20 protein-coding genes are annotated in these 23,965 nt (G+C 61.0%); 5 read left to right on the top strand and 15 right to left on the bottom strand.

Going from position 1 to position 23,965, the window contains the following annotated elements; all coding sequences use genetic code 11:
- Positions 1 to 73 precede the first annotated feature (73 nt).
- The 7 genes from ACYZT6_RS28220 to ACYZT6_RS28190 all read right to left on the bottom strand — a co-directional run bounded on the left by ACYZT6_RS28220 (position 74) and on the right by ACYZT6_RS28190 (position 7,038).
- Positions 74 to 1,522, bottom strand: coding sequence for an efflux transporter outer membrane subunit (locus tag ACYZT6_RS28220; protein WP_462029495.1), 1,449 nt, complete (start codon positions 1,520 to 1,522; stop codon positions 74 to 76).
- On the bottom strand, positions 1,519 to 2,406 hold the full coding sequence (locus ACYZT6_RS28215; RefSeq protein WP_131060490.1) for an efflux RND transporter periplasmic adaptor subunit: 888 nt from the start codon (positions 2,404 to 2,406) through the stop codon (positions 1,519 to 1,521). The genes ACYZT6_RS28220 and ACYZT6_RS28215 overlap by 4 nt, the downstream gene beginning before the upstream one ends.
- Positions 2,403 to 2,612, bottom strand: a complete 210-nt coding sequence (locus ACYZT6_RS28210) for a DUF1656 domain-containing protein (protein WP_008148151.1) — start codon at positions 2,610 to 2,612, stop codon at positions 2,403 to 2,405. Before ACYZT6_RS28210 ends, ACYZT6_RS28215 begins: the two co-directional genes overlap by 4 nt.
- The gene (locus ACYZT6_RS28205; RefSeq protein ID WP_462029494.1) at positions 2,609 to 4,681 is read right to left on the bottom strand and encodes an FUSC family protein; all 2,073 of its coding nucleotides are present in this window, start codon (positions 4,679 to 4,681) and stop codon (positions 2,609 to 2,611) included. The genes ACYZT6_RS28210 and ACYZT6_RS28205 overlap by 4 nt, the downstream gene beginning before the upstream one ends.
- Positions 4,678 to 5,106 (bottom strand): MarR family winged helix-turn-helix transcriptional regulator, encoded by a 429-nt coding sequence (locus ACYZT6_RS28200; protein ID WP_462029493.1) that lies wholly within the window; start codon positions 5,104 to 5,106, stop codon positions 4,678 to 4,680. The genes ACYZT6_RS28205 and ACYZT6_RS28200 overlap by 4 nt, the downstream gene beginning before the upstream one ends.
- 130 nt (positions 5,107 to 5,236) lie before the next feature.
- Complete coding sequence (locus ACYZT6_RS28195) at positions 5,237 to 6,712, bottom strand: Fic family protein (RefSeq protein WP_462029492.1); 1,476 nt, start codon at positions 6,710 to 6,712, stop codon at positions 5,237 to 5,239.
- A gap of 143 nt (positions 6,713 to 6,855) precedes the next feature.
- Positions 6,856 to 7,038 (bottom strand): antitoxin, encoded by a 183-nt coding sequence (locus tag ACYZT6_RS28190; protein ID WP_131060486.1) that lies wholly within the window; start codon positions 7,036 to 7,038, stop codon positions 6,856 to 6,858.
- Between the two features lie 164 nt (positions 7,039 to 7,202).
- Here ACYZT6_RS28190 and ACYZT6_RS28185 point away from each other — a divergent pair, with 164 nt between their 5' ends.
- Both ACYZT6_RS28185 and ACYZT6_RS28180 read left to right on the top strand, forming a co-directional pair.
- Positions 7,203 to 7,478 carry an antitoxin of toxin-antitoxin stability system gene (locus tag ACYZT6_RS28185; RefSeq protein WP_462029491.1) on the top strand — a complete coding sequence of 92 codons (276 nt, stop codon included), beginning with the start codon at positions 7,203 to 7,205 and terminating at the stop codon, positions 7,476 to 7,478.
- On the top strand, positions 7,475 to 7,756 hold the full coding sequence (locus tag ACYZT6_RS28180) for a type II toxin-antitoxin system RelE/ParE family toxin (RefSeq protein WP_462029490.1): 282 nt from the start codon (positions 7,475 to 7,477) through the stop codon (positions 7,754 to 7,756). Before ACYZT6_RS28185 ends, ACYZT6_RS28180 begins: the two co-directional genes overlap by 4 nt.
- Before the next feature lie 14 nt (positions 7,757 to 7,770).
- On the opposite strand, the gene ACYZT6_RS28175 is transcribed toward ACYZT6_RS28180, so the two are convergent.
- Positions 7,771 to 8,016: a DUF2789 domain-containing protein gene (locus ACYZT6_RS28175; protein ID WP_131060483.1), complete on the bottom strand. Its 246-nt coding sequence runs from the start codon at positions 8,014 to 8,016 to the stop codon at positions 7,771 to 7,773.
- A 138-nt stretch (positions 8,017 to 8,154) separates the two neighbouring features.
- Positions 8,155 to 8,616 (bottom strand): aminoacyl-tRNA deacylase, encoded by a 462-nt coding sequence (locus ACYZT6_RS28170; RefSeq protein WP_462029489.1) that lies wholly within the window; start codon positions 8,614 to 8,616, stop codon positions 8,155 to 8,157.
- Between the two features lie 199 nt (positions 8,617 to 8,815).
- Here ACYZT6_RS28170 and ACYZT6_RS28165 point away from each other — a divergent pair, with 199 nt between their 5' ends.
- From ACYZT6_RS28165 to ACYZT6_RS28155, 3 genes are all read left to right on the top strand, one after another.
- Positions 8,816 to 9,346 (top strand): NfeD family protein, encoded by a 531-nt coding sequence (locus ACYZT6_RS28165; RefSeq protein WP_462029488.1) that lies wholly within the window; start codon positions 8,816 to 8,818, stop codon positions 9,344 to 9,346.
- A gap of 2 nt (positions 9,347 to 9,348) precedes the next feature.
- Positions 9,349 to 10,107, top strand: coding sequence for a slipin family protein (locus ACYZT6_RS28160; RefSeq protein ID WP_462029487.1), 759 nt, complete (start codon positions 9,349 to 9,351; stop codon positions 10,105 to 10,107).
- Between the two features lie 348 nt (positions 10,108 to 10,455).
- The gene (locus ACYZT6_RS28155; RefSeq protein ID WP_461978352.1) at positions 10,456 to 10,839 is read left to right on the top strand and encodes a DUF6124 family protein; all 384 of its coding nucleotides are present in this window, start codon (positions 10,456 to 10,458) and stop codon (positions 10,837 to 10,839) included.
- Between the two features lie 85 nt (positions 10,840 to 10,924).
- On the opposite strand, the gene ACYZT6_RS28150 is transcribed toward ACYZT6_RS28155, so the two are convergent.
- Genes ACYZT6_RS28150 through ACYZT6_RS28125 form a run of 6 tightly spaced genes read right to left on the bottom strand, consistent with a single transcriptional unit; the run spans position 10,925 to position 23,926 of the window.
- Positions 10,925 to 11,920 carry a sulfotransferase family protein gene (locus ACYZT6_RS28150; protein WP_462029486.1) on the bottom strand — a complete coding sequence of 332 codons (996 nt, stop codon included), beginning with the start codon at positions 11,918 to 11,920 and terminating at the stop codon, positions 10,925 to 10,927.
- A complete protein-coding gene (locus ACYZT6_RS28145) occupies positions 11,908 to 12,693 on the bottom strand; it encodes an aspartyl/asparaginyl beta-hydroxylase domain-containing protein (protein ID WP_462029485.1) in 786 nt (261 codons plus the stop codon). The genes ACYZT6_RS28150 and ACYZT6_RS28145 overlap by 13 nt, the downstream gene beginning before the upstream one ends.
- Positions 12,690 to 13,295, bottom strand: a complete 606-nt coding sequence (gene cysC, locus ACYZT6_RS28140) for an adenylyl-sulfate kinase (protein WP_462029484.1) — start codon at positions 13,293 to 13,295, stop codon at positions 12,690 to 12,692. The genes ACYZT6_RS28145 and cysC overlap by 4 nt, the downstream gene beginning before the upstream one ends.
- Positions 13,279 to 14,793, bottom strand: a complete 1,515-nt coding sequence (locus ACYZT6_RS28135) for a TolC family protein (RefSeq protein WP_462029483.1) — start codon at positions 14,791 to 14,793, stop codon at positions 13,279 to 13,281. Before ACYZT6_RS28135 ends, cysC begins: the two co-directional genes overlap by 17 nt.
- A 40-nt stretch (positions 14,794 to 14,833) precedes the next feature.
- Positions 14,834 to 23,038 (bottom strand): Ig-like domain-containing protein, encoded by an 8,205-nt coding sequence (locus ACYZT6_RS28130; protein ID WP_462029482.1) that lies wholly within the window; start codon positions 23,036 to 23,038, stop codon positions 14,834 to 14,836.
- Positions 23,039 to 23,089: 51 nt separating this feature from the next.
- Positions 23,090 to 23,926 (bottom strand): sulfotransferase family protein, encoded by an 837-nt coding sequence (locus ACYZT6_RS28125; protein ID WP_462029481.1) that lies wholly within the window; start codon positions 23,924 to 23,926, stop codon positions 23,090 to 23,092.
- Between the last annotated feature and the right edge of the window lie 39 nt (positions 23,927 to 23,965).

Below are 23,965 nucleotides of genomic sequence, written 5' to 3'. Positions count from 1 at the left end.
CCCCATGACCAACGCGAGCCTTGATCGATGAAATCGACGCGCGACTTCATCAAATCAAAGCATAGCAACGGCCTCAGGGTTTGCCGGGCTGTGACGCTTGCGTTCGTCCGCTTTCCCAACCACCGCCCAAGGCGAGGAACAAATCGATCTGGCTCATGGCAACTTGGGTGTTGGCGGCAGCCAATTGGGCCCGCACATCGGTGTAAGTGCGGGTGGCTTGCAGGTCCGCCAGGAACGACGCGCGACCGGCCTGAAAGAAGCGGTGGGTCTGGTCGGCGGCCAGTTGCGCCGATTGTTCGGCGTCGGCCAACGCATCGCGGCGTTGCAGCAGCGCGGAGTACTGCGCCAGGCTGGTCTGGGTCTCGCGGATGGCGTTGAGCACCACGCCATCGAAATGCGCCAGCGTGCCTTGGGTCGTCGCTTCAGCCTCGCGGATTCGCGCCCGAGAGCCGTTGGACGGCACGGTCCAGGTCAGCAGCGGACCGAAGCCCCAGCGGTTGGTCGCCGGTTTGCCGAGGTTTTCCAGGATACCGACGGTGCCGACGGTCGCGCCGATGCTGATGTCCGGGTACAACTCGCCCGTGGCGATGCCGATGCCGGCGGTCGCGGCGGCCAGTCGGCGTTCGGCCTGGCGCACATCGGGTCGGCGCTTGAGCAAGGTGGCGCCGTCACCGACCGGCAACAATTGGGTGATTTTCGGCAATTCGGCGCAAGTGGCAGTCCCGACAGGCAACTGCTCGACCGGTTTGGCCAACAGCATCGACAAGCGGAACAACCCGGCCTGACGCGCGGCTTCATAACGCGGCATGTCGGCGCGCAAGGATTTGAATTGGGTTTGCGAGCGAGTGACCTGAGTTTCATCGCCGCGCCCGGCGTCGCGCAAACGCTGTATCAGCGTGGTGCCTTGGGCTTGCAGGTCGAGGGAATGCTGGGCGATTTCCTGCTCTTCATTGGCCGCGCAGACTTGGGTATAAGCCCGAACCACATCGGCCACCAGGGTGATGCGTGCGGTATCGGCGGCGGCCTGAGTCGCATCGGCATTGGCCTTGGCCGCTTCGATACCGCGCTGCAAGGTGCCGAACAAATCGAACTGATAGGACGTGGTAATGCCGATGTCGCCGACGTTGGCCACCGGCACTTTCTCTGGTAACAGGAAGGCTTCGCCGGACTCCTGCAAACGCTGGGCCCCCATCTTCACACCGCCGCTCCAGCCGCCTGCCGCCTGCGCTTCGTCAACCTGAGCACGGGCCCGGGAAAGACTCGCCGCCGCCACGCGCAAATCGGTGTTGCTGGCCATGGCCTGCTGCACCAATTGGTCCAGGCGCGGATCCTGATACAAGCGCCACCAATCGGCGGGCACCGGGGCTGAAACAACATTTTTACCGTTGACTGCCAGGTCGCCCTGCAAGTCTTCACGGTGGATGGCGGCCTCGTCCGGCAGGCGATAATCCGGCCCGACCACCTGACAGGCCGACAGCAACAGGCCTAATCCGGCGACGGCCAAACCCGAGGCCCTGCTCATTTCGCCGGCTCCTGCGGTTGGTCATCCATGATCGACACCGTCGCGGTCCGTCCGGCGATCATGCGAAAGTCCGCCGGCACGTCATCGAAGGCAATCCGCACCGGAATCCGCTGGGCCAGCCGCACCCAGCTGAACGCCGGATTGACGTTGGGCAGCAGGTTGCTGCCGCTGCTGCGGTCGCGGTCTTCGATGCCGGCGACGATGCTTTCCACATGGCCGCGCAAACGCGCGCGGTCGCCGACCACCCGGATGTCGACCGACTGGCCGACATGAATGCCGTCGAGCTTGGTTTCTTCGAAATAGCCGTCGATGTGGAACGAATTGCTATCCACCACCGACAGTACCGGGCGCCCGGCGGTGACGAATTCCTGTGCTCGCGGCGCACGGTCGTTGACGTAACCGTCCACGGGGCTGCGGATGGTCGAGCGGTCGAGGTTGAGCTGGGCGCTGTCCACCGCCACCTGAGCTTCCATCAAGGCCACTTCGGCGCGGGCCACCCGCGACTGGCTTTCTTCCAATTGCTCGCCCGGCACCAGATTGCCGAGGCCACGGTTACGCTTGGCTTCGCGTTGCGCCTGAGCCAGGGTTTCCTGACGGTCGGCGACCGCGGCCTTGGCCTGACGCAAGGCCAGTTTGAAACGGTCCTGGTCGATGCTGAACAGCACCTGGCCGCGTTTCACCAACTGGTTGTCGCGCACTTCCACTTGCTGGATCAGCCCGGACACGTCCGGGGCGATCTGCACGATGTCGGCACGGATGTGCCCGTCCCGGGTCCAGGGCGCGAACATGTAATACATCACCATGCGCCAGACCACGACGACGGCGAAGGTCACGATCAGCAGGGTCAGGACCACGCGACCGAGGGTCAAAAAAGGTTTTTTCATGTCATCAGGTATCGACTGAGTGAGTCCACGGCGCCGAGCAGCAAGGCGTAGAGAGCCACGTTAAACAATGCCCGGTGCCAGACCAGACGGTAAAAGTGCAGGCGCGTCAGCAACCCGTGCACCAACAGGAACAGCACGTACGTAATGCCCATCAGCACCAGCAGCGTGGGCAGGAATACCCCGCTGATATCCAGATCACCGATCATAAAGGCGCTCCATCGATGCCATGGGGAAGCGGTTCTTCGAGTTCACCCGAGGCGACGAATTCCACCCCTGGCAGCAGCGACAGACGCAGACCGCTCAAGGCATGCAACAAGTGCAGACGCGCGCCGTCATCGCACTCGGTGTTGAGGGCGCGACGGGTGCGGTCGAGGGTCATCAGCAGCGGGCTCGGTGCCGGCAATCGCTCGCCTGCCTTGAGGCAGGCTTTGAAATACTCACCGACTTCGGCCACCACTTGCTGCAGCAGCATTCGCGGTATGCCTTGTACTCGCGGCGTGTAAGCCAGCAGATCGAGCAAGTTCAGCGCTACACGCACTTCCCGCAGCGCGATGCCGGTGTCTTGCCCGGTCATGGCCAATCGCGGCAGATGCTGCATCAAGCGGTCGAGCATCTGCACGCCGAGGTGGCGGTGTTCGGCCAACGTGGCTGGCTCGGTCAGGCTGACAATGTCGCGCCAGCTGAAACGGGTCAGGCGCTTGGCCGCCAGTTCCGCACCGAACGGCCGGGCGATCAGCGTCCAGACAAAAGCGAACAGCAAGCCGACGGGGCCGGCCAGGTTGGAGTTGGCGAAGCTGAGGAAGTCCGCGTCGTAAGCGCCCTGAATACTGATGAACGACGAGGTGTTGACCAGGGTCAGCAGCATGCCCAGGTAAAACTGCGGCTTGACCGTCAGGGTGCCGATGCAAATGAACGGCACGGCAAACGCCAGCACCAGCATCGGGAAGTCATGCAGGTTGGGCAGGACCAAAAACAGATAAAGACTGGCGAACAGCACCGACATCGCGGTCCAGAAAAAGAACCGGAAAATCTGCGGCGCCGGGTCGTCCATCGAGGCGAAGAAGCTGCACGCCACTGCGGCCAGAATTACTGCGGCACCACCGTCGGTCCAGCCGAGCAGAATCCACAGCACTGACGCGACGATGATTGCGGTCACCGTGGACGCCGCCGAATAAAGCATGAGCCCACGGTCGAGAAACGGCGACAGGCGACCCAGACGCCAATGCCGGTACACCGCACGCCAGCTGTCCTGGCTTTCGCACTGAATGGCGAATTGCAGGCTGCGGCAGTCTTGCCACACATCGATCCACTCGCCGAGGCGATACAAGGCGTTGGAGAACAGCAGCTGTTTGCGGTCATCCAGCGCTTCGGCGGACGGTTGCAAAGCCTCAAGTTGATCTTTCAGCGCCTGCCAGCGACCGAGGTCGGCATCTTTGTGATCCAGCCATTCGGCGGTCGCGGTCAGCAGCGGCGCGAACTTATCCACAAGCTCGGGGGTTCTTCGCTCAAGGGCATAAAGCGCGTCGTCGAGCGCGTCGATCACCGGCAACAGGTGAATCATCCGCCCGCGCAGTTCCTTGGTGTTGCGCACCGTCTTCGGCCGCGCACCCTCGTGGGGCAACTGACCGATCATCAGTTCCAGACTGTTAAAGGTCGCCACCATCGCCGAGCGCAGGGCACTGACTTCATCAGGTTGCACGTTGCGGCTGAGGAAACGCAGGCTGTACGTCGAGGCATCGGCGAACCATTTATTCACCGAATCGTTGAACACCGGCGCCAGCCGCCGTGGCCAGAACATCGCACCGACCACCGCCGCAACGGCGATGCCGAGGAAGATTTCTTCGGTTCGCGCTTCCGCCACATCCCACACCGCCAGCGGGTTATCCACCACTGGCAAGGCGATCAGCGGCAAGGTGTAGCCGGCGAGCATCAGCGCGTAACTGTTGGCCGTGCGCAGATGCAGGGACAGAAACAGCAGCGTTCCGGTCCACAGCGCGATCACCACCACCAGCACATACGGGCTCTGGACAAACATCGGCACGAAAAAAACCGCTGCCGCCGCACCGAGAAAGGTGCCGACCGCGCGGTATAAAGCCTTGGAACTGGTAGGGCCGACAAACGGGCTGGAAACGATATACACCGTGGCCATCGCCCAATACGGACGCGGCATTTGCATGAGCATGGCGATGTACAGCGCAATCATCGACGCCGCGAACGTGCGCACCCCATAGAACCAGTCCCGCGCCGGAGGAACGCCGGTAAAAAATCCGCTCAAGGGTTAGCCACCGACGGCGCGTTGGCCGCTTCAAAGGCTCTCAGCACCCGCAACGTCGCTTCAAGATCACTGCGGTCGATGCCTTCGAGCACTTCATTGCGCAACCGCACCAATTCGACCTCGACAGCCTGCACCAACTCCCGACCGGTATCCGTCAGGCTCAGGCATTTGGCGCGCCGGTCATGGGCGTCTTCGGTGCGACGAACGTAGCCGGCATGACACAACTGATCGAGCAGCCGCACCAGCGACGGACTCTCCATCCCCGCCGCCTGGGCTACCGTCACCTGCCGCACACCCTCGCCCAGACGCCCGATCATCAACAACGGGACGGCGCAGGCTTCGGAGATTCCATAGTTGACCAGCGTGGTCTGGCAGATCTTCCGCCAATGCCTGGCGGCCACCACCATGGAGCTGCTGATGTTCATCTGGAGAGCGTCGAGGTTTTTCGGCACGAGGGGAAACACACACTGTTAGTTTGCTAACTATCAATATGGCATTGGAGGGGAAAGTTGGTCAAGTTTTGAAACAATTCTGTGACCGGAGGGATGCCTCCCCTTAGTCATCACCCAACAATCTTCTCGCTTCTCTCTCAATAAAATCCAAAACCTCCTCCGACACGCTGTACTGAAATTGCTTGCGTCGGTGTTTTGAAACCTTGCCGTCGTTGTCCAGGCACATCATCACCAGCTTCGACAGATCGCTACCCCGTACATCGAAACGCTGATTGACCGCTTTGACCACACGGTCGTAACGGTCCAGAAACTCGGTCTCCTCCCGCAGTTCGATTTCCAGCGCACGGCGTGCCATCTGCAACGTGAATTCGACGCAACGGGTGGCGTCCCAGAAGCGATAAATGGACGGGTGGCCGATGAATTCGAAGGCCATTTGATCGGCGTCCAGCCAGGTGACGTTCCAGAAGTCGCGAGCAGGTTTTGAGAATTCCTTCAGCGCTTCCAAGTAGTTCGCCTCCTCGTGTTTCATGGCTACGGAGACGGGTAACAGCAAACCATTTTCCAAGGCCCCGGAATGGCAAAGGGTTTGATGAATCAGGAAACGTGAAAGTCGACCATTACCATCCATGAACGGATGAAGGAAGACAAATCCGAACGCGGTCACGGCAGCCGCTACCAGTGGGTCGACTTGCCTTGATGACTGATTGGCGAAGGTCATCAACTCATCCATCAGTTCACGGCACAGGTCCGGGGCGGGTGGGACATAGCTGACGCCAGCAGCGCCCCGCAAACCGTTATGCAAGTGATTCTGTTCATGACGAAACAGGACGGCTTTGTCGAAAGGATTGGAAACGGTGCTGTTCTGCAACTCGACCAGATAGTCTTCACTCAACTCGCGCCCTTCATGGGCCTGGCGCAGCAGTTGAACAAAGCGACGTGATTTTTCTTCGCTGGGTTCTTCTTTCTCGATGGCGAAGGAATCGCGGGTTTCGTGCAGGTAAGCCCAGTTAATGGTTCGGTCCATCATTGCGGGCGGTAATGTCGCCATAAAGGCTTTAGCTCGGCCGAGAATGTCGAGACTGAGCAAGGCTTCGAGTTCAGGCGTTCGTTCTACGGTGGCGCAGTAACGCAGAGAGCCAAGCCCATTGAACTCAATACGCCAACGCGTGTTTCTAATAATCGGGCCAGTTACATAACGTGCGGGGTCGAAAAGCGGCGCAAACCTGCTGTTTATCGGGATTGCATAATCGAGTCGCCGATTCGTCAACTCTTCCCAGAGAAAGCAAGCCTTTCGAACAAAGACGCCATTCGGTGCTTTTGCCAGTTCTTGAAGCAATTGCCCGGCAGCAACAGCTTCAAGCGCGGCGGCCAGAATTCCGAGATTGATGCCTTCGTGTTTCAGCGCAAAAAAAATGTGTTCAAGAGTCGAATCGGTTGACGGTGCTACCGATTGAGGAACAGCCAGGCATTCCCCAATCATCGAGATGCGCGTGACAGGTTTGACCATAGCCACACGCGTCGGCGCGATAACTTTGAGTTTTAAAGCATCATGGAGGTGTGCGTATCCAACCAGGGGCATTGTGCGCGTCCACAGAAAAAGTTCACAAACGCGATTAAAGCCCAGATTTCTGCAACGCCTGTAAGTTTTTTGCACATTTCAGTCGTTTCGCTAAGATTTTTACACCCCGCCAGCGTTTTTTGGCACGCGTAAATGGTTCGATCTTAGAGATCATCCAGATTTACTGAAATCGGTTTTTCATGCCGGCGTGAACGAATAATTTCCAACAACTCACGGTCATCGAGGCGTTCCATCGCGCACTCGAAAACATCGGCCGGAACCAATGTCACAGGCTCGCCAGGTGAACATTTCAGTACCGCTGATGGATTTTTCTTCACTTCAGACATTATTTTTTAACCCCCGATGCTGACCGGTTCGGTGCCTGGGCCAAATTGGTTTTGAACAGAAAAGGCAGGCTGCGGGCACCGCGCGTCGCGTCGATTCCCCTCAGGCTATGGTTTGTACTGACGACGTATATACTTCGTCAGTACATCAGTCGAGGATGCAAACCATGTCAAAACAAGCCGTCTTTACAATGAAACTCGAACCGGAATTGCGCGAGCAGTTCATGGCCGAAGCCGAAGCGTCGCATCGCCCTGCTTCGCAGATTGTTCGTGACATGATGCGGCAATTCGTTCAAAAACAGCGCGAGTCGCGTGAGTACGAAGCGTTTTTACAACGCAAAGTAGACAGCGCGCGATTGTCCATGAATGCAGGTGAAGGCCTGCCGAATGATGAAGTTGAGGCAGAATTCGCCGCCAGGCGTGCGAGGGCTGCTAAAGGATGAGGATTATTTGGACGCCTGCTGCAGCACAGGATCGTGCAGAAATTTGGGATTATCTCCATGCCGTCAATCCAAAAGCAGCCATCGACATGGACACCCGTTTCACTCACTCAATATCTCAGCTGTCCCAATACCCTGAAAGCGGCCCCGCCGGAATCATTGCCGGCACACGAGAGCTGATTCCGCACCAGAGTTATCGCATCGTCTATGAAATGGGACAGGACGCGATCTGGATACTCGCGCTGGTTCACACTTCTCGACAGTGGCCGCTGGAGAGTTGAAGTACTCCTCAGATTTATACCCCACGCCCCTTCCTCATCAACACATCCAGTTGATCCACCACCTCTGCCCAATCTGCATCATCCAGAATTTCCTCCCGCAATAACTGCGCTTGGCCCTCGCTCCAGAAAAATGCATCGGCCAAATGCAATTCGGGCTTGAGCGGTGAATGGGTGGCGATGAATTTATCGATGCTTTCGGCGTCGTCCGGCAGGCCGAGTTGTTTGAACAGGGAAGGAAGGCTGTGGGTTGGGGATTCCATGTCGGGCTCCTTTTTATGGCAGACGATTGGGTGACTGCTTTGCAGTCAATCGCGGGCAAGCCACGCTCCTACAGGATTGCGAGAACCCAGTGGGAGCGTGGCTTGCCCGCGATGACGGTATCACTGACGGCGCAAAACTCACTGGCTCAACTCTCGCACCTCGGCATGCGGCACCATTTTCAGAAACTCCGGCATGTTCATGTGCAACAGATTGTTGTGGTTGCCGGCTTCGAGGTAGATGTCTTTCTGCCGGGTCAGCAGTGGGTCGATGACCATGTCCAGGCCATAGGATTCACCGAGCGCGGGCACGGCGCCCCGTTCGCAGTCCTCGAACAGATGCGCCAGGGTGCTTTCCCGGGTGATCTGCCATTCGCCGCTGGCGCGAACTTTACTCAGGTCAAGGTGACGGCTCGCTGGCAGCACAGCCATCAGGAAATGACCGTGGTGGTCGTCGAGGATCACCGATTTGGCCACCCGTTCGGCAGGAATGCCCGCGACCCGCGCCGTTTCAAGGCTGCTGGCCGAGTGTGGGTGGGTGACAACGTCATATTCGCAGTGCGCCTTGTCCAGGCTGCTCTGCAGGGTTCTTGCCATACGCATGATGCACCTCGGTGTCCGCAAACACTGTTTGGCGGACGATGGTTAACACTTTTCTTCGTACTGAAAGTCTAGGCCTGCTGGCGCGTTCCGGAGTGAAATCCGCCCGCCGGGCCAGCGTCAACAACTGGTCAAAATTCGTACAATCCACAGCTCAGCTAGACTGTATAAAGAACGATCAATGACTCTCCCGGAGGGTCACGTGAACACTCGTTGCTGGGTAATTGCGCTGTTGTTGGCCTTGAGCGGATCGGTCTTCGCGGCGGACACCGTCGTCCTGCTGGCTCCCAACCCCATGGGGATCTGGCTGATCACGTTCGGCATCGCCTTTCTGATCGCCGAGGCAGCGCTGCCCAATTACGGTGTGATCGGGCTGGGCGGCATTGTGATGTTCGTGATCGGTGCGGTGATCATGACTAACACCGAGGTGCCTGTGCCGTTGATGATCGGCCTGGGATTGATCAGTGCGCTGCTGCTGGTTTTCCTGCTGATCCACGCCCTGAAAACCCGACCGCGCGAAAACGTCAGTGGGGATGCAGGACTGGTGGGCAGCGTCACCCCGGTGATGTCGCTGGCCGGTAATGACTACAACGGCTGGGTACACCTGCAAGGAGAAAAGTGGCAAGTCCTCAGCACCACGCCGTTGCAACCCGGGCAAAGGGTCCGGGTGGTGGCGCGCAAGGGATTACTGCTGGAAGTGGCCGCGGCTGATGCGGCGTCGAAGGGAGAATAGACATGGGCCTGCAACTGGGTTTTGCCGCGCTGCTGTTACTGCTGATCGCACTGGCGGGGTCGACCTTCCGCATCCTGCGCGAATACGAGCGCGGGGTGGTGTTCCAGCTCGGGCGCTTCTGGCAGGTCAAGGGCCCTGGCCTGATCCTGCTGATTCCGGTGGTCCAGCAAATGGTCCGCGTCGACCTGCGGACCGTGGTCCTCGATGTACCGCCACAAGACGTGATCACCCGCGACAACGTCTCGGTCAAGGTCAACGCCGTGCTGTATTTCCGCGTGCTCGACCCTCAGAAAGCCATCATCCAGGTCGAAGACTTCCTCATGGCCACCAGCCAACTGGCCCAGACCACGCTGCGGGCGGTGCTCGGGAAACATGAACTCGATGAACTGCTGGCCGAACGGGAACGGCTGAACATCGACATCCAGCAAGTCCTCGACGCCCAGACCGATGCCTGGGGCATCAAGGTGGCGAACGTCGAGATCAAGCACGTGGACCTCAACGAATCGATGGTCCGCGCCATCGCCAAACAGGCCGAAGCCGAACGGGAACGCCGGGCTAAGGTGATTCACGCCGAAGGTGAATTGCAGGCCTCGGAAAAACTCATGCAAGCGGCCGAGATGTTGGGGCGTCAGCCGGGGGCGATGCAGTTGCGGTACATGCAGACGCTGAGTTCGATTGCCGGAGACAAGACATCGACGATTGTCTTTCCGCTGCCGATCGAGCTGCTCAAGGGGATGGCGGATTTGTCGTCCAGACCCTGACCTTCCGCGAAAACACCAACGTCTGGTAACTCCGTCGGAGATTTCCTTCAAGTTGTAGTGGTGTTGGTGAACTTGTTCCGGCCTGAACCCAGGTCTAGTCTGGGTTTGTCACTGAATAAACGGTGACACGGACGTGCAAGTCCGACGAAACTGTTTAGGTCGCAATTGCCATATCTCTCATTGAGCATTTAAGTGCTCACTGTTTTATGGCGGCTGCGCGCAGGAGATCCTCGGATCTGCTGGGTGTCCTAAACAGTCCCGGTCTTGCACACCTGCGCACGGCCGCCACCCCATTCGCGTGCAAGCGAACGGTGACGGCTCTCACATACTGTTTAGGATTTTTTATATATGCACAAAATTACGCCGAATCCGCCAGGTAACCCTGGCACCGATTCCGAAGATTCTCTCGAAACTGAAAAACTCAAAGAAGCCGCTGACCGCGCCTTTGCCCACTACTTTCCCCCGGCTGACGGAAAACCAGCCAGGCGCCGCAAAGGCGCGCTCTTCTCAGTTTCCCCCGACATCGACACCGAGGCTCTTCTGGCCAACGCCTCCGAAGACCTGCTGTCCATCAGCGCCATTGCGGCCGATCTGGCAGACGACGTGGACGGGACACGGCGCTCGGTAGCCCTGGCACTCAGCCGTATGGCCGATGGTGTGCAGTTACTCGTAGAGCGGGCGCTGGATCATTGGGAGGCGGTGCAGATCCAGCAGGCTCAGGCCAAGGTTTAGCCGGGTAGTTTTGTGGTGAGTTGAAGATCGTCATCGCGGGCAAGCCCGCTCCCACAGGGATCGCAGTCGTACAAAAATCTTGTGTTCACTGAAGATCACCTGTGGGAGCGGGCTTGCCCGCGATGGCGTCAGTACTGTCAATGCATGACTTGGCAACTAGCGCGTCATAAGGCACCCGCGCCCAACGCTCCACCCGCTCACACAAAAGCGTCGAAGCCTCACGACGCTTCTCATCACCGTCCCCGACAAACACCGCTGAAGGCTGTTTGGCATGCTGCCCCACCGCCGCAAACACTTGCTCACGCTGCACATCATCCAACCCGAAAAACCCAGCCAACCGCCCCGCCATTGCGCCCGGCAATTCACTGTAGTTCACCGCCACCCCGCCAAACGCCCGACATTGCGCCAACCCCAATTCCAGCAACCGCCCCAACCGCCGCGCTATGAAATCCTCGCGGCTGTCGAACGGCAATTCGTCATCCAATCCACTCACCCCGATCATCCCCGGCACCATGTGCATGCCCGGGCGGCGTAGGTGGGAAACGGCGATTTCCAGCGGATTGCGGTACACAAACAACCAAGGCGTGTCGGGAAAACAATCGCGCAACAGGGGCAATTCAGCGATGTTCCAGGCATCGAGCTTGATCACCAACCGTTGCTCCGAACCGAGCCGACGCTGCCCGTAGGCAGACAACAACCCTTTGATGGCGGCACGCCGTTCGACGACTGGCAAACCACTGCGCAACAAGGCATCCAGCGGCGGCGGTTCGCTGATGACGATGTGGTTATCAAGTTGCGCGAGCATCTGGCTGATGAGGGTCGAGCCGCAACGGGAAGCATGAAAAATAAATGCACTCGGCGCCAAACCGGGACTGCTGGTCTGCCAGTCGCCGAGAACAGCCAACGGCGTTTGCCGACGAAACGCCTGGTTGAAGGACAGTCGCAGCGCCTCTTCCACGGCATCGCGAAAAAACGGCTGATGCAGCGGCGTGTCGCCGAACCAGCACCAATCGACCTGCCACTCGCCGGCCTGCTGCCAGACCCGAATCGGCAGCCAACCTTCCAGGCTCAGGCGCTCCATTGTTCATTCCAGCGGCGACGGCCGTTGCGCATGGCCGCAAGCAGTTCTTCCCGGGAGAAAAACAGGCCTCGCTCAGCCGCCAGTTCCAGAGTACGGGTGATGAAAACCTCAGTGTCCGGCAAGCCCTGCAACATCTTCGACAGCTGCAAATCACTGGCCACCAGACGCTGAAACTGCAGCAAGGCGCCGTCACCCACGCCAGGCGACGGCGTGGTCGATACGCCGTCAACAATCGCCTGCTCCAGCCAGACACCCGGTCGGCAATCGAGCACCAGATGAACCCGCGCCTGAGTACCACGATTGTCCACACGATGCGGCCGCGACAGGTCGAGAAACCAGCACTCGCCCGCCGCCATTGGCATGCGCTGGCCGTCGAGCATGAAGTCCACTCGAGGCGGGCTGAGCAGCGGGATGTGCAGGCGCAGATCGGCGTCTGGCTCGCCAAGGTCGTAGTCACGATGTTCATGAATCTGCCCACCCGGACCGAGGCGCAGCAGGCGCGCACTGACGATCTCCAGCGGCAGTTCTCGCAAGCCTTGCTGCCATCGCAAATCCCGCAACCAAGGCCCGCGCAACAGCGGCTCGCCGCGCCCCGGTGACAGTTCCGTCAACGCATCCGCCGCCGACACCAGCGCCACACCACTCCAATCCCCGGCGTAGTAATCGCTGTTGAAATGCGCGTGCCAGGCATCCTCGTCGATGGCCGCGAGCGCCTGCAACAACAGCGGCAAATCCACCGTCACCGGCAAGCGAGAGAAGGCCGGTCGGCTCATCGTTTCGGCAGCACTGCACACTCGCCGAGCCAGGTCAGCAACCGGTCGAGGCAGGCCTCAACCGACTGCACACCGGTGTCGAGCACCAAGGACGCCGACGGCGGCGGTTCATAGGGCGCGGACACACCGGTAAACCCGGCCAGATCACCGCGACGGGCCCGTGCGTAATGACCTTTGGGATCACGTTGCTCGCACACCGCCAACGAAGCGCTGCACCAGACCTCACGGTAATCCTCACCCAAGCGCCGAGCGAACACCTCACGCAACTCCACCAGCGGCGCGATCATCGCGAGGATGACAATCTGCCCGTTCTCCACTAACAGCGCCGCGAGTTCGCTGGCGCGGCGGATGTTCTCCAGGCGATCGCTGTCGGAAAAACCGAGGTCGCGATTGAGCCCGACCCGAAGCCCATCGCCATCGAGCACCACACTTTGCACGCCGTGTTCGAACAGCTCGGCGTGCAGCGCCTGGGCCAGCGTCGATTTGCCCGCCGCCGGTAAACCGGTCAGCAGGATCGCCGCGCCGTGGTGACCGTTGCGGGCCTCCCGTTGTTCGCGATTGATGCTCGCGGTCGGCACCCGCAGATTATTGGACTGGGGCATGGGTCACCGGCACGGCGATGTTGCCCGACGCCCACGCCGCTTCGCGGTTGGCCAAGGCGGTGGCGATGGACTGGACTTCAGTGGATTGCACCTCATCCGGCATCGGGTCGAGGCCGGCGCTGGCGAAAATCTGACCGTAAGCGTTACGCAGATCGGCGTAGGACAGGTCGCGGCGCAAATCCGCCTGCAAGGTGTTCAGTTCACCTTGGATCAGGTCCAGCTCACCGAGGCCCGCGGCCTGATGTCGGTTACGCAACTGCCCGAGAATCTGCCCGTCGATGCTCGACAACTCCTGGTTGGTCTGGAACTGATGCAGTGCTTCCTGATAGTTGGCGTTGGCCACGTAGAGCTGGGCCAGCACCGCAATCGACATGGCCTGACGCCGTGCCTTGGCGACTTCTTCGCCAGCCTTGGCCACGTTGATCGCGGCCGGTGCGGAAATCACGTTGAACAGGTTCCAGGTCAATTTCACCCCGTAGTCGGCCCACTTGTCGTTGACCAGAAACGAGTTGCTGTCGTAATGCCCGCCCGCCGAAAACTCCAACCCCGGCAACAGTCGCAGCATGGCTTTACGGGTTTCGGCGGTGCTGATGCGGGTCTGGTAATCCTGCTCGCGCAGTTCCGGACGGCTGGCCAGGGCTTCATGCTCGAGGCTGGCCATGCCGACTTTCAACTGCGGAATCGAGTAGTCATCCGGGGTCGCCAGTTTCAGATCGGTGCCCATCGGCAGATTGATCAGGGTCGCCAGTTCGGTTTTGGCCAACGACAAGGCGCGGCGCTGCTCTTGCAACTGGCGGGTCGCCTCGATCAGTGAGCGCTGATAACCCAACGCCTGGATCGGATCGCCGATGCGTTGTGTGCTCATGCTTTGGCTGTTGCTGCGCGCCGTATCGACCCGCGCCATCAGGCTATCGATCTGCGTGAGCAAGCGTTCGGCAGCCACCGCTCGCCAATAGGCCGAGCGCACGTCCTGGACGATGGTGTTGATCACCTTGCGCCGACGCTCCTGAACGATCAATCGCTGGTCGCCCTGCTGCTTGGCACTGATGTAACTGACGCCGAAGTCGAGGACGTTCCACACCATGGTCAGGTCGGCAACCCGGCGGTCGCGGTCCTGGGAGGTCGACGGTTCCAGGGACTGGGTGTCGGTCAGCACGCTCTGGCTGCTGGAGGCGCTGACGTTGCTACGCCCGGCATAGCCTGCCGCCAGGGCCATGCGCGGCAGCATGTCGAAACTGGCGAGGTCGAGTTGGCGTTTGGCCAACGCCTCTTCCATGATCTTGAGCCGGCCTTCGAGGTTGTATTTCACCGCGCGGGCCATGGCCTGGTGCAAGGTCAGCGGACCACTGAGGGGCTCCTGACCGGTGTACATATTCTGCAGATCGCTCTTGGCGCGCTGTTCGCTGACGCTGCGCTCGATCGGTTCACTTTTGACGGCACATCCGCTTATCGCAAGCGCCAGCAGGCTGGCGCCGAACAACATGTGACTTCTATTCATCCTTGACTGCCCCTGGGTGCTGCACTGTTTTAAGGCTTTTTCAGGCCTGCATTTCGCTGATGCCGACCTGTTTCAACGCCGCGGCCAGGCTGTCGACCTGCCGTTGCTCGGTGTCTTTGATTTGTTGCAATTGCTGGTTGAGCGTTAGCGCGCCAAACACGCCGCGCAGTCCTTGGGAAACATCCCCGCCCCTGATCGAATGACTGCCGAAAGAGTTCTGCGACCCGCGTTCGCTGCCGGTGTCCTGATTGAACAGGCTCGACAGCGTACTGGTGCTGAACACCCCGCCATCGCCACCACCAAAGCCGAGGAAACCCTGGCCCGAGCCTTCGCCACCGCTGTCACTGCTGCCGAATACCTGGGCGATGAAGCTTGGCGCCAGCGCGCCGCGGTTGATGAAAATATCGCCCAGCGGCCGAATGCCGTCGCCGATCACCCGCTGTTCGAACAACGGCGCAAAAGTCAGCGGCGAGCCAAGCGTGCCCGTTGGCGGGGTGAAAATGATCGGCTGCAGCGGCACGTTCGGTTGATCAGGAACGATCACGGGTTGCGGGGCGCGGAACTCCGGATCCGCCGGCACCAGCACAATCGGCGACGATGGCACCGGCACGGTGTTGATCGCATAACTGTTCGACTGGCTAGAGCCGCTGCCGGCATTGCCCGAACCGTCACTGACGCCCGTAATGTTCAAGCTGATCGCGTTGTTGCCGTTGCTGGTATTGCTGGTGGGCGTCAGCGTCGCGGTCCAGGTGGTGCCGCCGTCGCTGCTGGACAGGTTGGACAACGTGCCGTTGGCCACACTGATGTCGGACAGGTCGAAACCGGTCACCGTCTCATTGAAGGTGAAGGTCACCAGCGAAGTCTGGCCGACGCCAATGTTCGGGTTGGCGACGACGATGGTGGCGGTCGGCGGTTCGCCGTCGATGGCGTAATTGTTGGAAACCGCCACACCATTGCCGGTATTGCCGGCAAGGTCCGAGACGTTGCTGGTGTCGAGGGCGATGAAGTTGCTCGGGTCGGACAGGTTCGCGGTCGGTGTGAAGGTCGCGGTCCAAGTCTTGCCGCCATCGCTGCTGGCCAGATTGGTCAACTCGCCGTTGGTCACGCTCAAATCCGACAGGTCGAAATCGCTCACCGCCTCACTGAAGGTGAAGGTCACGAGCGTCGTCTGGCCGATGCCCAAATGCGGATTGGCGACCACGATGGTGGCGGTCGGGCGCGTGGCATCGAGGGCATAGTTGTTGGAGATCGCAATCGCGGCACCGGCGTTGCCCGCAGCGTCGACCACGTTGCCGGTGTCGAGCAGGATCAGGTTGGTGGTGTCGTTGATGTTCGCCGTCGGCGTCAGGGTCGCCGTCCAGGTCACGCCACCGTTGCTGCTGACCAGGTTGGACAGCACACCGTTAGCCACGCTGAGGTCTGACAAGTCGAAACCGGACACTGCCTCGTTGAAGGTGATCGTAACGGTGGTGGTCTCGCCGATACCGAGGCGATTGTCCGCGACCACAATGGTCGCAGTCGGCCGCGCCGTGTCGATGGCGTAGTTGTTCGAATCGGTCACGCCAACGCCGCTGTTGCCCGAGGCGTTTTGCACACCGCCGTTGTCGAGGCGGATCAGGTTGGTGCTGTCCGTTACGTCGACCGTTGGCGTGAACGTCGCGGTCCAGGTGATGCCGCCGTCGCTGGACGACACATTGCTCAACGTGCCGTTGGCGATGGTCAGGTCGGCGTTGGTGAAACCGCTCACCGCTTCACTGAAGGTGATGATCACGCCTGAGGTTTCACCGGCCTTGAGGGCGTTGTCGGCGATCACAATGGTCGCGGTCGGCACCTGGGTTTCCACCACGTAGTTGGCGGAGTTGGTTGTGCCGGTACCGGCGTTACCGGCCAGGTCCGCGATACCGGAGTTGTTCAGGGTGATGAGGTTAGTCGCATCGGTTACACCGAGGGTCGGGGTGAAAGTCGCGGTCCAGGTGATCCCGCCGTCGCTGCTGCTGACCGCGCTCAACGTGCCGTTGGCAATGCTCAGATCGCTGTTGTCGAAACCGCTGACGGCCTCGCTGAAGGTGATAGTCACCAACGCGGTTTCGCCCGGTTTCAGGGTCGTATCGCTCAACACGATGGTGGCGGTCGGGCGTTGGCTGTCGATCACGTAGTTATTGGAATCGGTGGTGCCGCTGCCAGTGTTGCCGGCCAGATCCTGAACCCCGGCGTTGTCCAGCCGGACAATGTTGCTGGTGTCGGTCATGCCAGCCAACGGTGTCAATGTGGCCGTCCAGGTGATTCCGCCGTCGCTGCTGCTGACATTGCTCAGGGTGGCGTTGTCGATGGTCAGGTCGGCGTTGGTAAAACCACTGACCGCCTCGCTGAACGTGATGGTCACCAGCGTGGTCTGGCCAACGCCCAGCGCCGCGTCAGTCACCACAATCGTCGCGGTTGGACGCTGGGTGTCGATGGCGTAGTTGTTGGAATCGGTGCTGCCACTGCCGACGTTGCCCGAGGCGTTTTGCACACCAGTGTTGTCCAGGGTGATCAGGTTGGTCGTGTCGGTAATAGCGTTGGTCGGCGTAAAGGTCGCCGTCCAGGTGATACCGCCATCGCTACTGCTCACCGCGCTCAACGTACCGTTGGCAATCGTCAGGTCGGCGTTGCTGAAACCGGTCACCGCCTCGGAGAAGGTAATCGTCACCAGGGAGGTTTCACCGATTTTCAGGGCATTGTCGGCCACCACGATGGTGGCCGTCGGCAGCACCGTATCAATCGTGTAGTTCGCCGAACTGGTGGTGCCGCTGCCCGCGTTGCCGGCAATGTCCGCCACCCCGGTGTTGTTCAGAGTGATGACGTTGCTGGTGTCCCTGACGCCGACCGTTGGTGTGAACGTCGCGGTCCAGGTGATGCCGCCATCGCTGCTGCTGACCGCGCTCAACGTACCGTTAGGGATGCTCAGGTCACTGTTGTCGAACCCGCTGACCGCCTCGCTGAAGGTGATGGTCACCAACGAGGTTTCGCCCGCGCTGAGCGTGCTGTCGGCGACCACGATGGTGGCGGTCGGACGCAGGCTGTCGATCACGTAGTTGTTCGAATCGGTGGTGCCCGCACCCGCGTTGCCGGCCAGGTCAGCAATCCCGGTGTTGTCCAGCGTGATGAGGTTGGTCGCATCGTTGACGCTCACGGTCGGCGTGAACGTCGCCGTCCAGGTGATGCCGCCATCGCTGCTGCTCACCGCGCTCAGTGTGCCGTTGGCGATGGTCAAATCCGCGTTGGTGAAACCGCTGACCGCCTCGGAGAAGGTGATGGTCACCAGAGAGGTTTGGCCCAGCGCCAGCGTGGTGTCCGCCACGACGATAGTGGCCGTCGGGCGCACGGTGTCGATGGCGTAATTGTTGGAGTCGGTGGTGCCGCTGCCAACGTTGCCCGAGGCGTTTTGCACACCGGTGTTGTCCAGGGTGATCAGGTTGCTGGCGTCGGTGATGGTGTTGGTCGGCGTGAAGGTCGCGGTCCATGTCACGCCGCCGTCGCTGCTGCTCACCGCGCTGAGCGTGCCGTTGGCGATGGTCAGGTCGGCGTTGGTGAGACCGGTTACCGCCTCGGAGAAGGTAATGGTGACGAGGGACGTCTCGCCAACTCTCAGCGCGTTGTCGGCGACCACGATAGTCGCGGTAGGAATCACGGTATCGATCGTGTAATTGCCGGAATTGGTGGTGCCGCTGCCCGTATTGCCGGCAAGGTCGGCCACCCCGGTATTGGCCAGGGTGATGACGTTGGTCACGTCATTCACGCCCACCGTCGGCGTGAAGGTCGCGGTCCAGGTGATGCCGCCATCGCTGCTGCTGACGGCGCTCAACGTGCCATTGGCAATCGCCAGGTCAGCGTTGGTGAAACCGCTCACCGCTTCGGAGAAGGTAATGGTTACCAGCGACGTTTCGCCGGCACTCAGGGTCGGGTCGGCCAGGACGATGGTCGCGGTGGGGCGAAGCGTATCGATGGCATAGTTATTGGAATCGGTGGTGCCGCTGCCGGCGTTGCCCGACACGTCGCTGATGCCGGAGTTGTCCAGGGTGATCAGGTTGGTCGTGTCGTTGATGCTGGCGCTCGGGGTGAAGGTCGCGGTCCAGGTGATACCACCGTCGCTGCTGCTCACCGCGCTCAATGTGCCGTTGGCAATCGTCAGGTCCGCATTGGTGAAACCGCTGACCGCTTCACTGAAAGTGATCGTGACCAGCGAGGTCTCGCCGATTCTCAGTGCAGTGTCCGCCACCACGACTGTTGCCGTCGGGCGCACGGTGTCGATGGCGTAGTTGTTGGAATTGCTGGTGCCGCTGCCGACGTTGCCGCTGCTGGCTGCCTGCACGCCGCTGTTGTCGAGGATGATCAGGTTGGTCGCATCGGTAATGCTGGCGGTCGGTGTGAACGTGGCCGTCCAGGTGATGCCGCCGTCGCTGCTGCTCACCGCACTGAGTGTGCCGTTGGCAATCGTTAGATCGGCGTTGGTGAAACCGGTCACTGCTTCAGAGAACGTAATGGTCACAAGGGACGTTTCGCCAATTCTCAGCGCATTGTCGGCGACCACGATGGTGGCCGTCGGCGCCACAGTGTCGATCGTGTAGTTGCCGGAATTGGTGGTGCCGCTGCCCGTATTGCCGGACAAATCGGCCACCCCGGTGTTGGCCAGGGTGATGACGTTGGTCAGGTCATTCACGCCAACGGTTGGGGTGAAGGTTGCGGTCCAGGTAATGCCGCCATCGCTGCTGCTCACCGCGCTCAAGGTCCCATTGGCAATCGCCAGGTCGGCGTTGCTGAAACCGCTCACCGCCTCGGAGAACGTAATGGTCACCAGCGACGTTTCGCCCGCGGTCAGCGTGGGGTCGGCCAGCACAATCGTGGCGGTCGGACGCACCGTGTCGATGACGTAGTTGTTAGAGTCAGTGGTGCCGCTACCCGCGTTGCCCGACAGGTCACTGACTCCGGTGTTGTTCAGGGTGATCAGGTTGGTCGTGTCGTTGATGCTGGCGCTCGGGGTAAAGGTCGCGGTCCAGGTGATGCCGCCGTCGCTGCTGCTCACGGCCGTTAACGTGCCGTTGGCAATCGTCAGGTCGGCATTGGTGAAACCGCTGACCGCTTCGCTGAAGGTGATCGTGACCAGCGAGGTTTCACCGATTCTCAGTGCTGTGTCCGTCACGACGATGGATGCCGTTGGCCGCACCGTGTCGATGGCGTAGTTGTTTGAGTCGGTGGTGCCGCTGCCGGCGTTGCCCGACAGGTCACTGACTCCGGTGTTGTCGAGGGTGATCAGGTTGGTCGTGTCAGTAATGCTGGCGGTCGGCGTGAACGTCGCGGTCCAGGTGATGCCGCCGTCGCTGCTGCTCACGGCCGTCAAGGTGCCGTTGGCAATGGTCAGGTCCGCGTTGGTGAATCCGCTGACCGCTTCGCTGAGGGTGATCGTCACCAGCGAGGTTTCGCCGATTCTCAACGCAGTATCCGCCACCACGATGGTTGCCGTCGGCCGCACCGTGTCGATGGCGTAGTTGTTTGAATCGGTGGTGCCGCTGCCGGCGTTACCCGCCAAGTCAGCAACCCCGGTGTTGTTCAGGGTGATCAGGTTGGTCGTGTCATTGATGCTCGCGTTCGGGGTGAAGGTCGCCGTCCAGGTGATGCCGCCATCGCTGCTGCTCACGGCGGTTAACGTGCCGTTGGCAATCGTCAGGTCCGCGTTGGTGAAACCGCTGACGGCTTCACTGAAGGTGATGGTGACCAGCGAGGTTTCGCCGATTCTCAGCGCCGTGTCGGTCACGACAATGGTCGCGGTCGGGCGCACGGTGTCGATGGCGTAGTTGTTCGAGTTGGTGGTGCCGCTCCCGGCGTTGCCGGCCAGGTCGCTGAGCCCTGTGTTGTCCAGGGTGATCAGGTTGGTCGCGTCAGTAATGCTGGCGGTCGGCGTGAAGGTTGCCGTCCAGGTGATGCCGCCATCGCTGCTGCTCACCGCGCTCAACGTGCCGTTGGCGATCGTCAGGTCGGCGTTGGTGAAACCGCTCACGGCTTCGTTGAAGGTGAACGTCACCACCGAGGTTTCGCCAACCTTCAGCGCGGTGTCGGTGAACACGATGCCGACGGTCGGGCGTGCGGTGTCGACGACGTAGTTATTGGAGTTGGTGGTACCGACGCCGGCAGTGCCCAGGCCGTTGATCACCCCGGTGTTGTCCAGGGTGATGAGGTTGGTCGTATCGGAAATACTGGCGGTCGGCGTGAACGTTGCCGTCCAGGTGATGCCGCCGTCGCTGCTGCTGACGGCGCTCAGGGTGCCATTGGCGATGGTCAGGTCGGCATTGGTGAAACCGGTCACGGCCTCGGAAAAGGTGAACGTCACCAAGGACGTTTCGCCGATGCTCAGCGCGGTGTCAGCGACCACAATGGTCGCGGTCGGCGGTGGCGCATACGCGGTGTTGAGTACGCCGCCGTCGTTGTAGATGGTCGCGACCGCGGTGGGCGAGGTGCCGGTTGTCCCGCCACCCAACGCGGCACCACCTGAACCACTGCCCGCCGCATTGCCGGCCAGTGCCGCGAAATTGGCGGCCGTGATCAGCAGCGTGCCTTTGTTCCAGATCGCGCCGACGCCCCGGCCGCCGATACCGCCATTGGAGGCATTGCTGCCGTAACCACCACCACCGCCGCCACCACCGCCGGCGCCGATGTTGTTGGTGATGCTCGACGTGCCGATGATGGTCATCGTGCCGGTAGAGGCGTTGTAGATCCCGCCCGCCGCGTTGCCACCGGCGCCACCGACCTTGTCCCAGCCGGCGCCGCCGCCCCCGCCGCCAATGGAAATCGTGCCATTGGTGGCCGTCGAGCCGTTACCGCCGTTGCTGTAATAGGAAACGCCCAGACCGCCCGTGCCGCCGGTGCTGGTACCGCCGCGACCGCCCATGTGGGTCGCGTCATAACCGCCGCCGTAACCACCAGCATTCGCGCTGCCCGCCTGGCCGCCCAATGTGCCTGTGCCCGGTCCGGCCGAGCCACCATGCCCGCCGTTCTGGCCGCCCAGACCGCCGCCGCCACCACCGCCACCGCCGTAAAAAGCGCCCGTGACACCGCCACCACCGCCGCCGCCGGATGCGGCATTGGAGGTCACGCTGACGTTGTTCAGGGTCAGGATCCCTGCGTTGAAAATCCCCCCGGCCATCGCCCCCGTGGCGCCGTAGCCACCGTTACCGCCCGTTCCCGCCACCAGGCCACGGGTAATCACCAGGCCATCAAGGGTCACGGTTCTGCCCGCCGCAATTTCAATCACCCGCGTCCTGTACTGACCATCGAGAATCACGTCAGCCGCGCCGTCGTTGTTCAGGTCGCCATCAACGGTGATGTTCTTGTTGATCAGCAATTCGGACGTCAACTGCACCGTCATGCTGCTGTTGAAGGTGACGATATCGCCGTTCTGCGCCGAGGCGATGGCGGCACGCAACGAGCCGACACCGGTGTTGGCGTTGTTGGTGGCGGTCCAGGTCGCCAGGCCCCACTGATACTCGCTCATGGCCGTGGTCGACAGCACGTTGGCGCTTTCGATGTTGCCGGTGACAATTTCCAGATTCCAGTCGCCGCCGATCCCGGTGCGGTTGCTGGACGCGGCCACATCACGGTCGGTCATTTGCGCCAGCGAGTCGACGAAACTCAAGCCGCGCTGGCCTTCGGCGGTGTAACAGCCGTAGATCATGATGTCGCCGCCGACATTCATGTCCTTGCCGATTTCTGCCAGCACCGTGCTGCGGGCTGCGACGTTGTCGGCCGACAGATAGCTGTCGCCCAGCCACAGATCGCCCGCGTTGCCGTGGGCAATGATTTGTACCGAACTGGTGCCCTGATGGGTGTCCAGATAATCGGCAATCTGCTGCAAGCCATCCCGGCTCGCATCCAGCTGAACCACCTGAGTGCCGGGCGTCACACCTTTGAGCAGGCTGTCGGCATCCTTGACCCGGGAATCGACGAACACCACGCTCTGGCCCGGCACCGCAGCTGGAGTTGTCGCTGGCGTGGCATCGGCCTGGCCGTGGGTGTCTTTGCTGGCGACCGGCTGATCGGTCACGGGTGCTTTCGCGGCGTCGGCCGTGGGATGGCTCTCAGGCTGGGCGGCATCCGCCACCGTGGCGGCGACCGCGCCGTCGAACAGCATGCGCGGCTCCAAGGACATGATCATTGGCGAGGCCAGCGCCCGTGCGCCTTGGGTAACCCGTGACTTGCCTTTGCTCCACCACATGCTGCTCACCCGGACTCGAACTTTCGTGACGCGAAAATGAAAATGCCGCGATCAACTGATCGCGGCATCGGCTTTCATGCGAATGACATTGGCGGCGCTGGCTGAGCCATCGAGCCAAAAGGACAATTCCGAGTACTGCTTGAACAAGTCTGGCGGCAGGATTGTGCGCCGCGATTGCAGTTCGACCCTCGGCTTGACCTTGTGCAGGCCCGAGACCCCAAGAGCCTGGTCGAACTCCGGCGCGTCGTAGGCGAGGTTGTCAAAGTCATGCGCGAACCAGGGTTCGCCGATGAAATCGTAGACCAGCCGCATCACCCGGTCAGGCGCCTGGGTCAGCAGGTCGTAGTCGACGATCAGTAGCGAGTCGGCGTGCTCGCCGTAATAGGCTTCCTTGAGCGCCGCCCAGGCAAAACCCACCAGGCGATTACGCTGAGCGAGGGTTTCGCAACGGCTGTAAACCGTGTTGCGCTCGACCGCGTCGCCGAACAGCTTGGTGTTTTCAAAGGGGTTGGCGCGATACAAACGCTCGATGCTGTCCATGACCCAGGCGACATTGCGCACACAGGCAATGACCTTGGCTTGCGGGAACAGATCGCTGATGGCCGGCAGGCGCGAACTCCATAACCGATTGGTGTCGAACACCACCGGTTTGTCGGCCTTGTCGGCGTAGAAGGAATCGAACAGACCGCGCAGCAAACGGCGGCGCAGATCGGTATCGATCACCGCGCCAAACTCGCTGCCGGCGCTGCACTGTTCCAGAACTCCGGAAAACAGCGCGCCAACGGGGCTGGTCATGCCGGCATGAAAGCGCGGGTTCTGCAAAAGGATTGCAGAAAGCAGGGTCGAGCCTGAGCGCGGCAAGCCGGAGATAAAGTGGTACTGCTGCATCCCTTCACCTGGTCATAAGTCCTTTATGTATGACGGAGC

Source organism: Pseudomonas sp. RT6P73 (assembly GCF_054897715.1).
This window is presented reverse-complemented; position numbering and strand designations above follow the sequence as displayed.

Excerpts from the sequence above, each read along its gene's own strand:
- ACYZT6_RS28150 (WP_462029486.1), bottom strand. The coding sequence starts at position 11,920 with ATGGAGCGCCTGAGCCTGGAAGGTTGGCTGCCGATTCGGGTCTGGCAG.
- ACYZT6_RS28180 (WP_462029490.1), top strand. The coding sequence starts at position 7,475 with ATGAGGATTATTTGGACGCCTGCTGCAGCACAGGATCGTGCAGAAATT.
- ACYZT6_RS28155 (WP_461978352.1), top strand. The coding sequence starts at position 10,456 with ATGCACAAAATTACGCCGAATCCGCCAGGTAACCCTGGCACCGATTCC.
- ACYZT6_RS28135 (WP_462029483.1), bottom strand. The coding sequence starts at position 14,793 with ATGAATAGAAGTCACATGTTGTTCGGCGCCAGCCTGCTGGCGCTTGCG.
- ACYZT6_RS28125 (WP_462029481.1), bottom strand. The coding sequence starts at position 23,926 with ATGCAGCAGTACCACTTTATCTCCGGCTTGCCGCGCTCAGGCTCGACC.
- ACYZT6_RS28210 (WP_008148151.1), bottom strand. The coding sequence starts at position 2,612 with ATGATCGGTGATCTGGATATCAGCGGGGTATTCCTGCCCACGCTGCTG.
- ACYZT6_RS28215 (WP_131060490.1), bottom strand. The coding sequence starts at position 2,406 with ATGAAAAAACCTTTTTTGACCCTCGGTCGCGTGGTCCTGACCCTGCTG.
- ACYZT6_RS28220 (WP_462029495.1), bottom strand. The coding sequence starts at position 1,522 with ATGAGCAGGGCCTCGGGTTTGGCCGTCGCCGGATTAGGCCTGTTGCTG.
- ACYZT6_RS28200 (WP_462029493.1), bottom strand. The coding sequence starts at position 5,106 with ATGAACATCAGCAGCTCCATGGTGGTGGCCGCCAGGCATTGGCGGAAG.
- cysC (WP_462029484.1), bottom strand. The coding sequence starts at position 13,295 with ATGCCCCAGTCCAATAATCTGCGGGTGCCGACCGCGAGCATCAATCGC.
- ACYZT6_RS28185 (WP_462029491.1), top strand. The coding sequence starts at position 7,203 with ATGTCAAAACAAGCCGTCTTTACAATGAAACTCGAACCGGAATTGCGC.
- ACYZT6_RS28145 (WP_462029485.1), bottom strand. The coding sequence starts at position 12,693 with ATGAGCCGACCGGCCTTCTCTCGCTTGCCGGTGACGGTGGATTTGCCG.
- ACYZT6_RS28160 (WP_462029487.1), top strand. The coding sequence starts at position 9,349 with ATGGGCCTGCAACTGGGTTTTGCCGCGCTGCTGTTACTGCTGATCGCA.
- ACYZT6_RS28190 (WP_131060486.1), bottom strand. The coding sequence starts at position 7,038 with ATGTCTGAAGTGAAGAAAAATCCATCAGCGGTACTGAAATGTTCACCT.
- ACYZT6_RS28130 (WP_462029482.1), bottom strand. The coding sequence starts at position 23,038 with ATGTGGTGGAGCAAAGGCAAGTCACGGGTTACCCAAGGCGCACGGGCG.
- ACYZT6_RS28170 (WP_462029489.1), bottom strand. The coding sequence starts at position 8,616 with ATGCGTATGGCAAGAACCCTGCAGAGCAGCCTGGACAAGGCGCACTGC.
- ACYZT6_RS28175 (WP_131060483.1), bottom strand. The coding sequence starts at position 8,016 with ATGGAATCCCCAACCCACAGCCTTCCTTCCCTGTTCAAACAACTCGGC.
- ACYZT6_RS28195 (WP_462029492.1), bottom strand. The coding sequence starts at position 6,712 with ATGCCCCTGGTTGGATACGCACACCTCCATGATGCTTTAAAACTCAAA.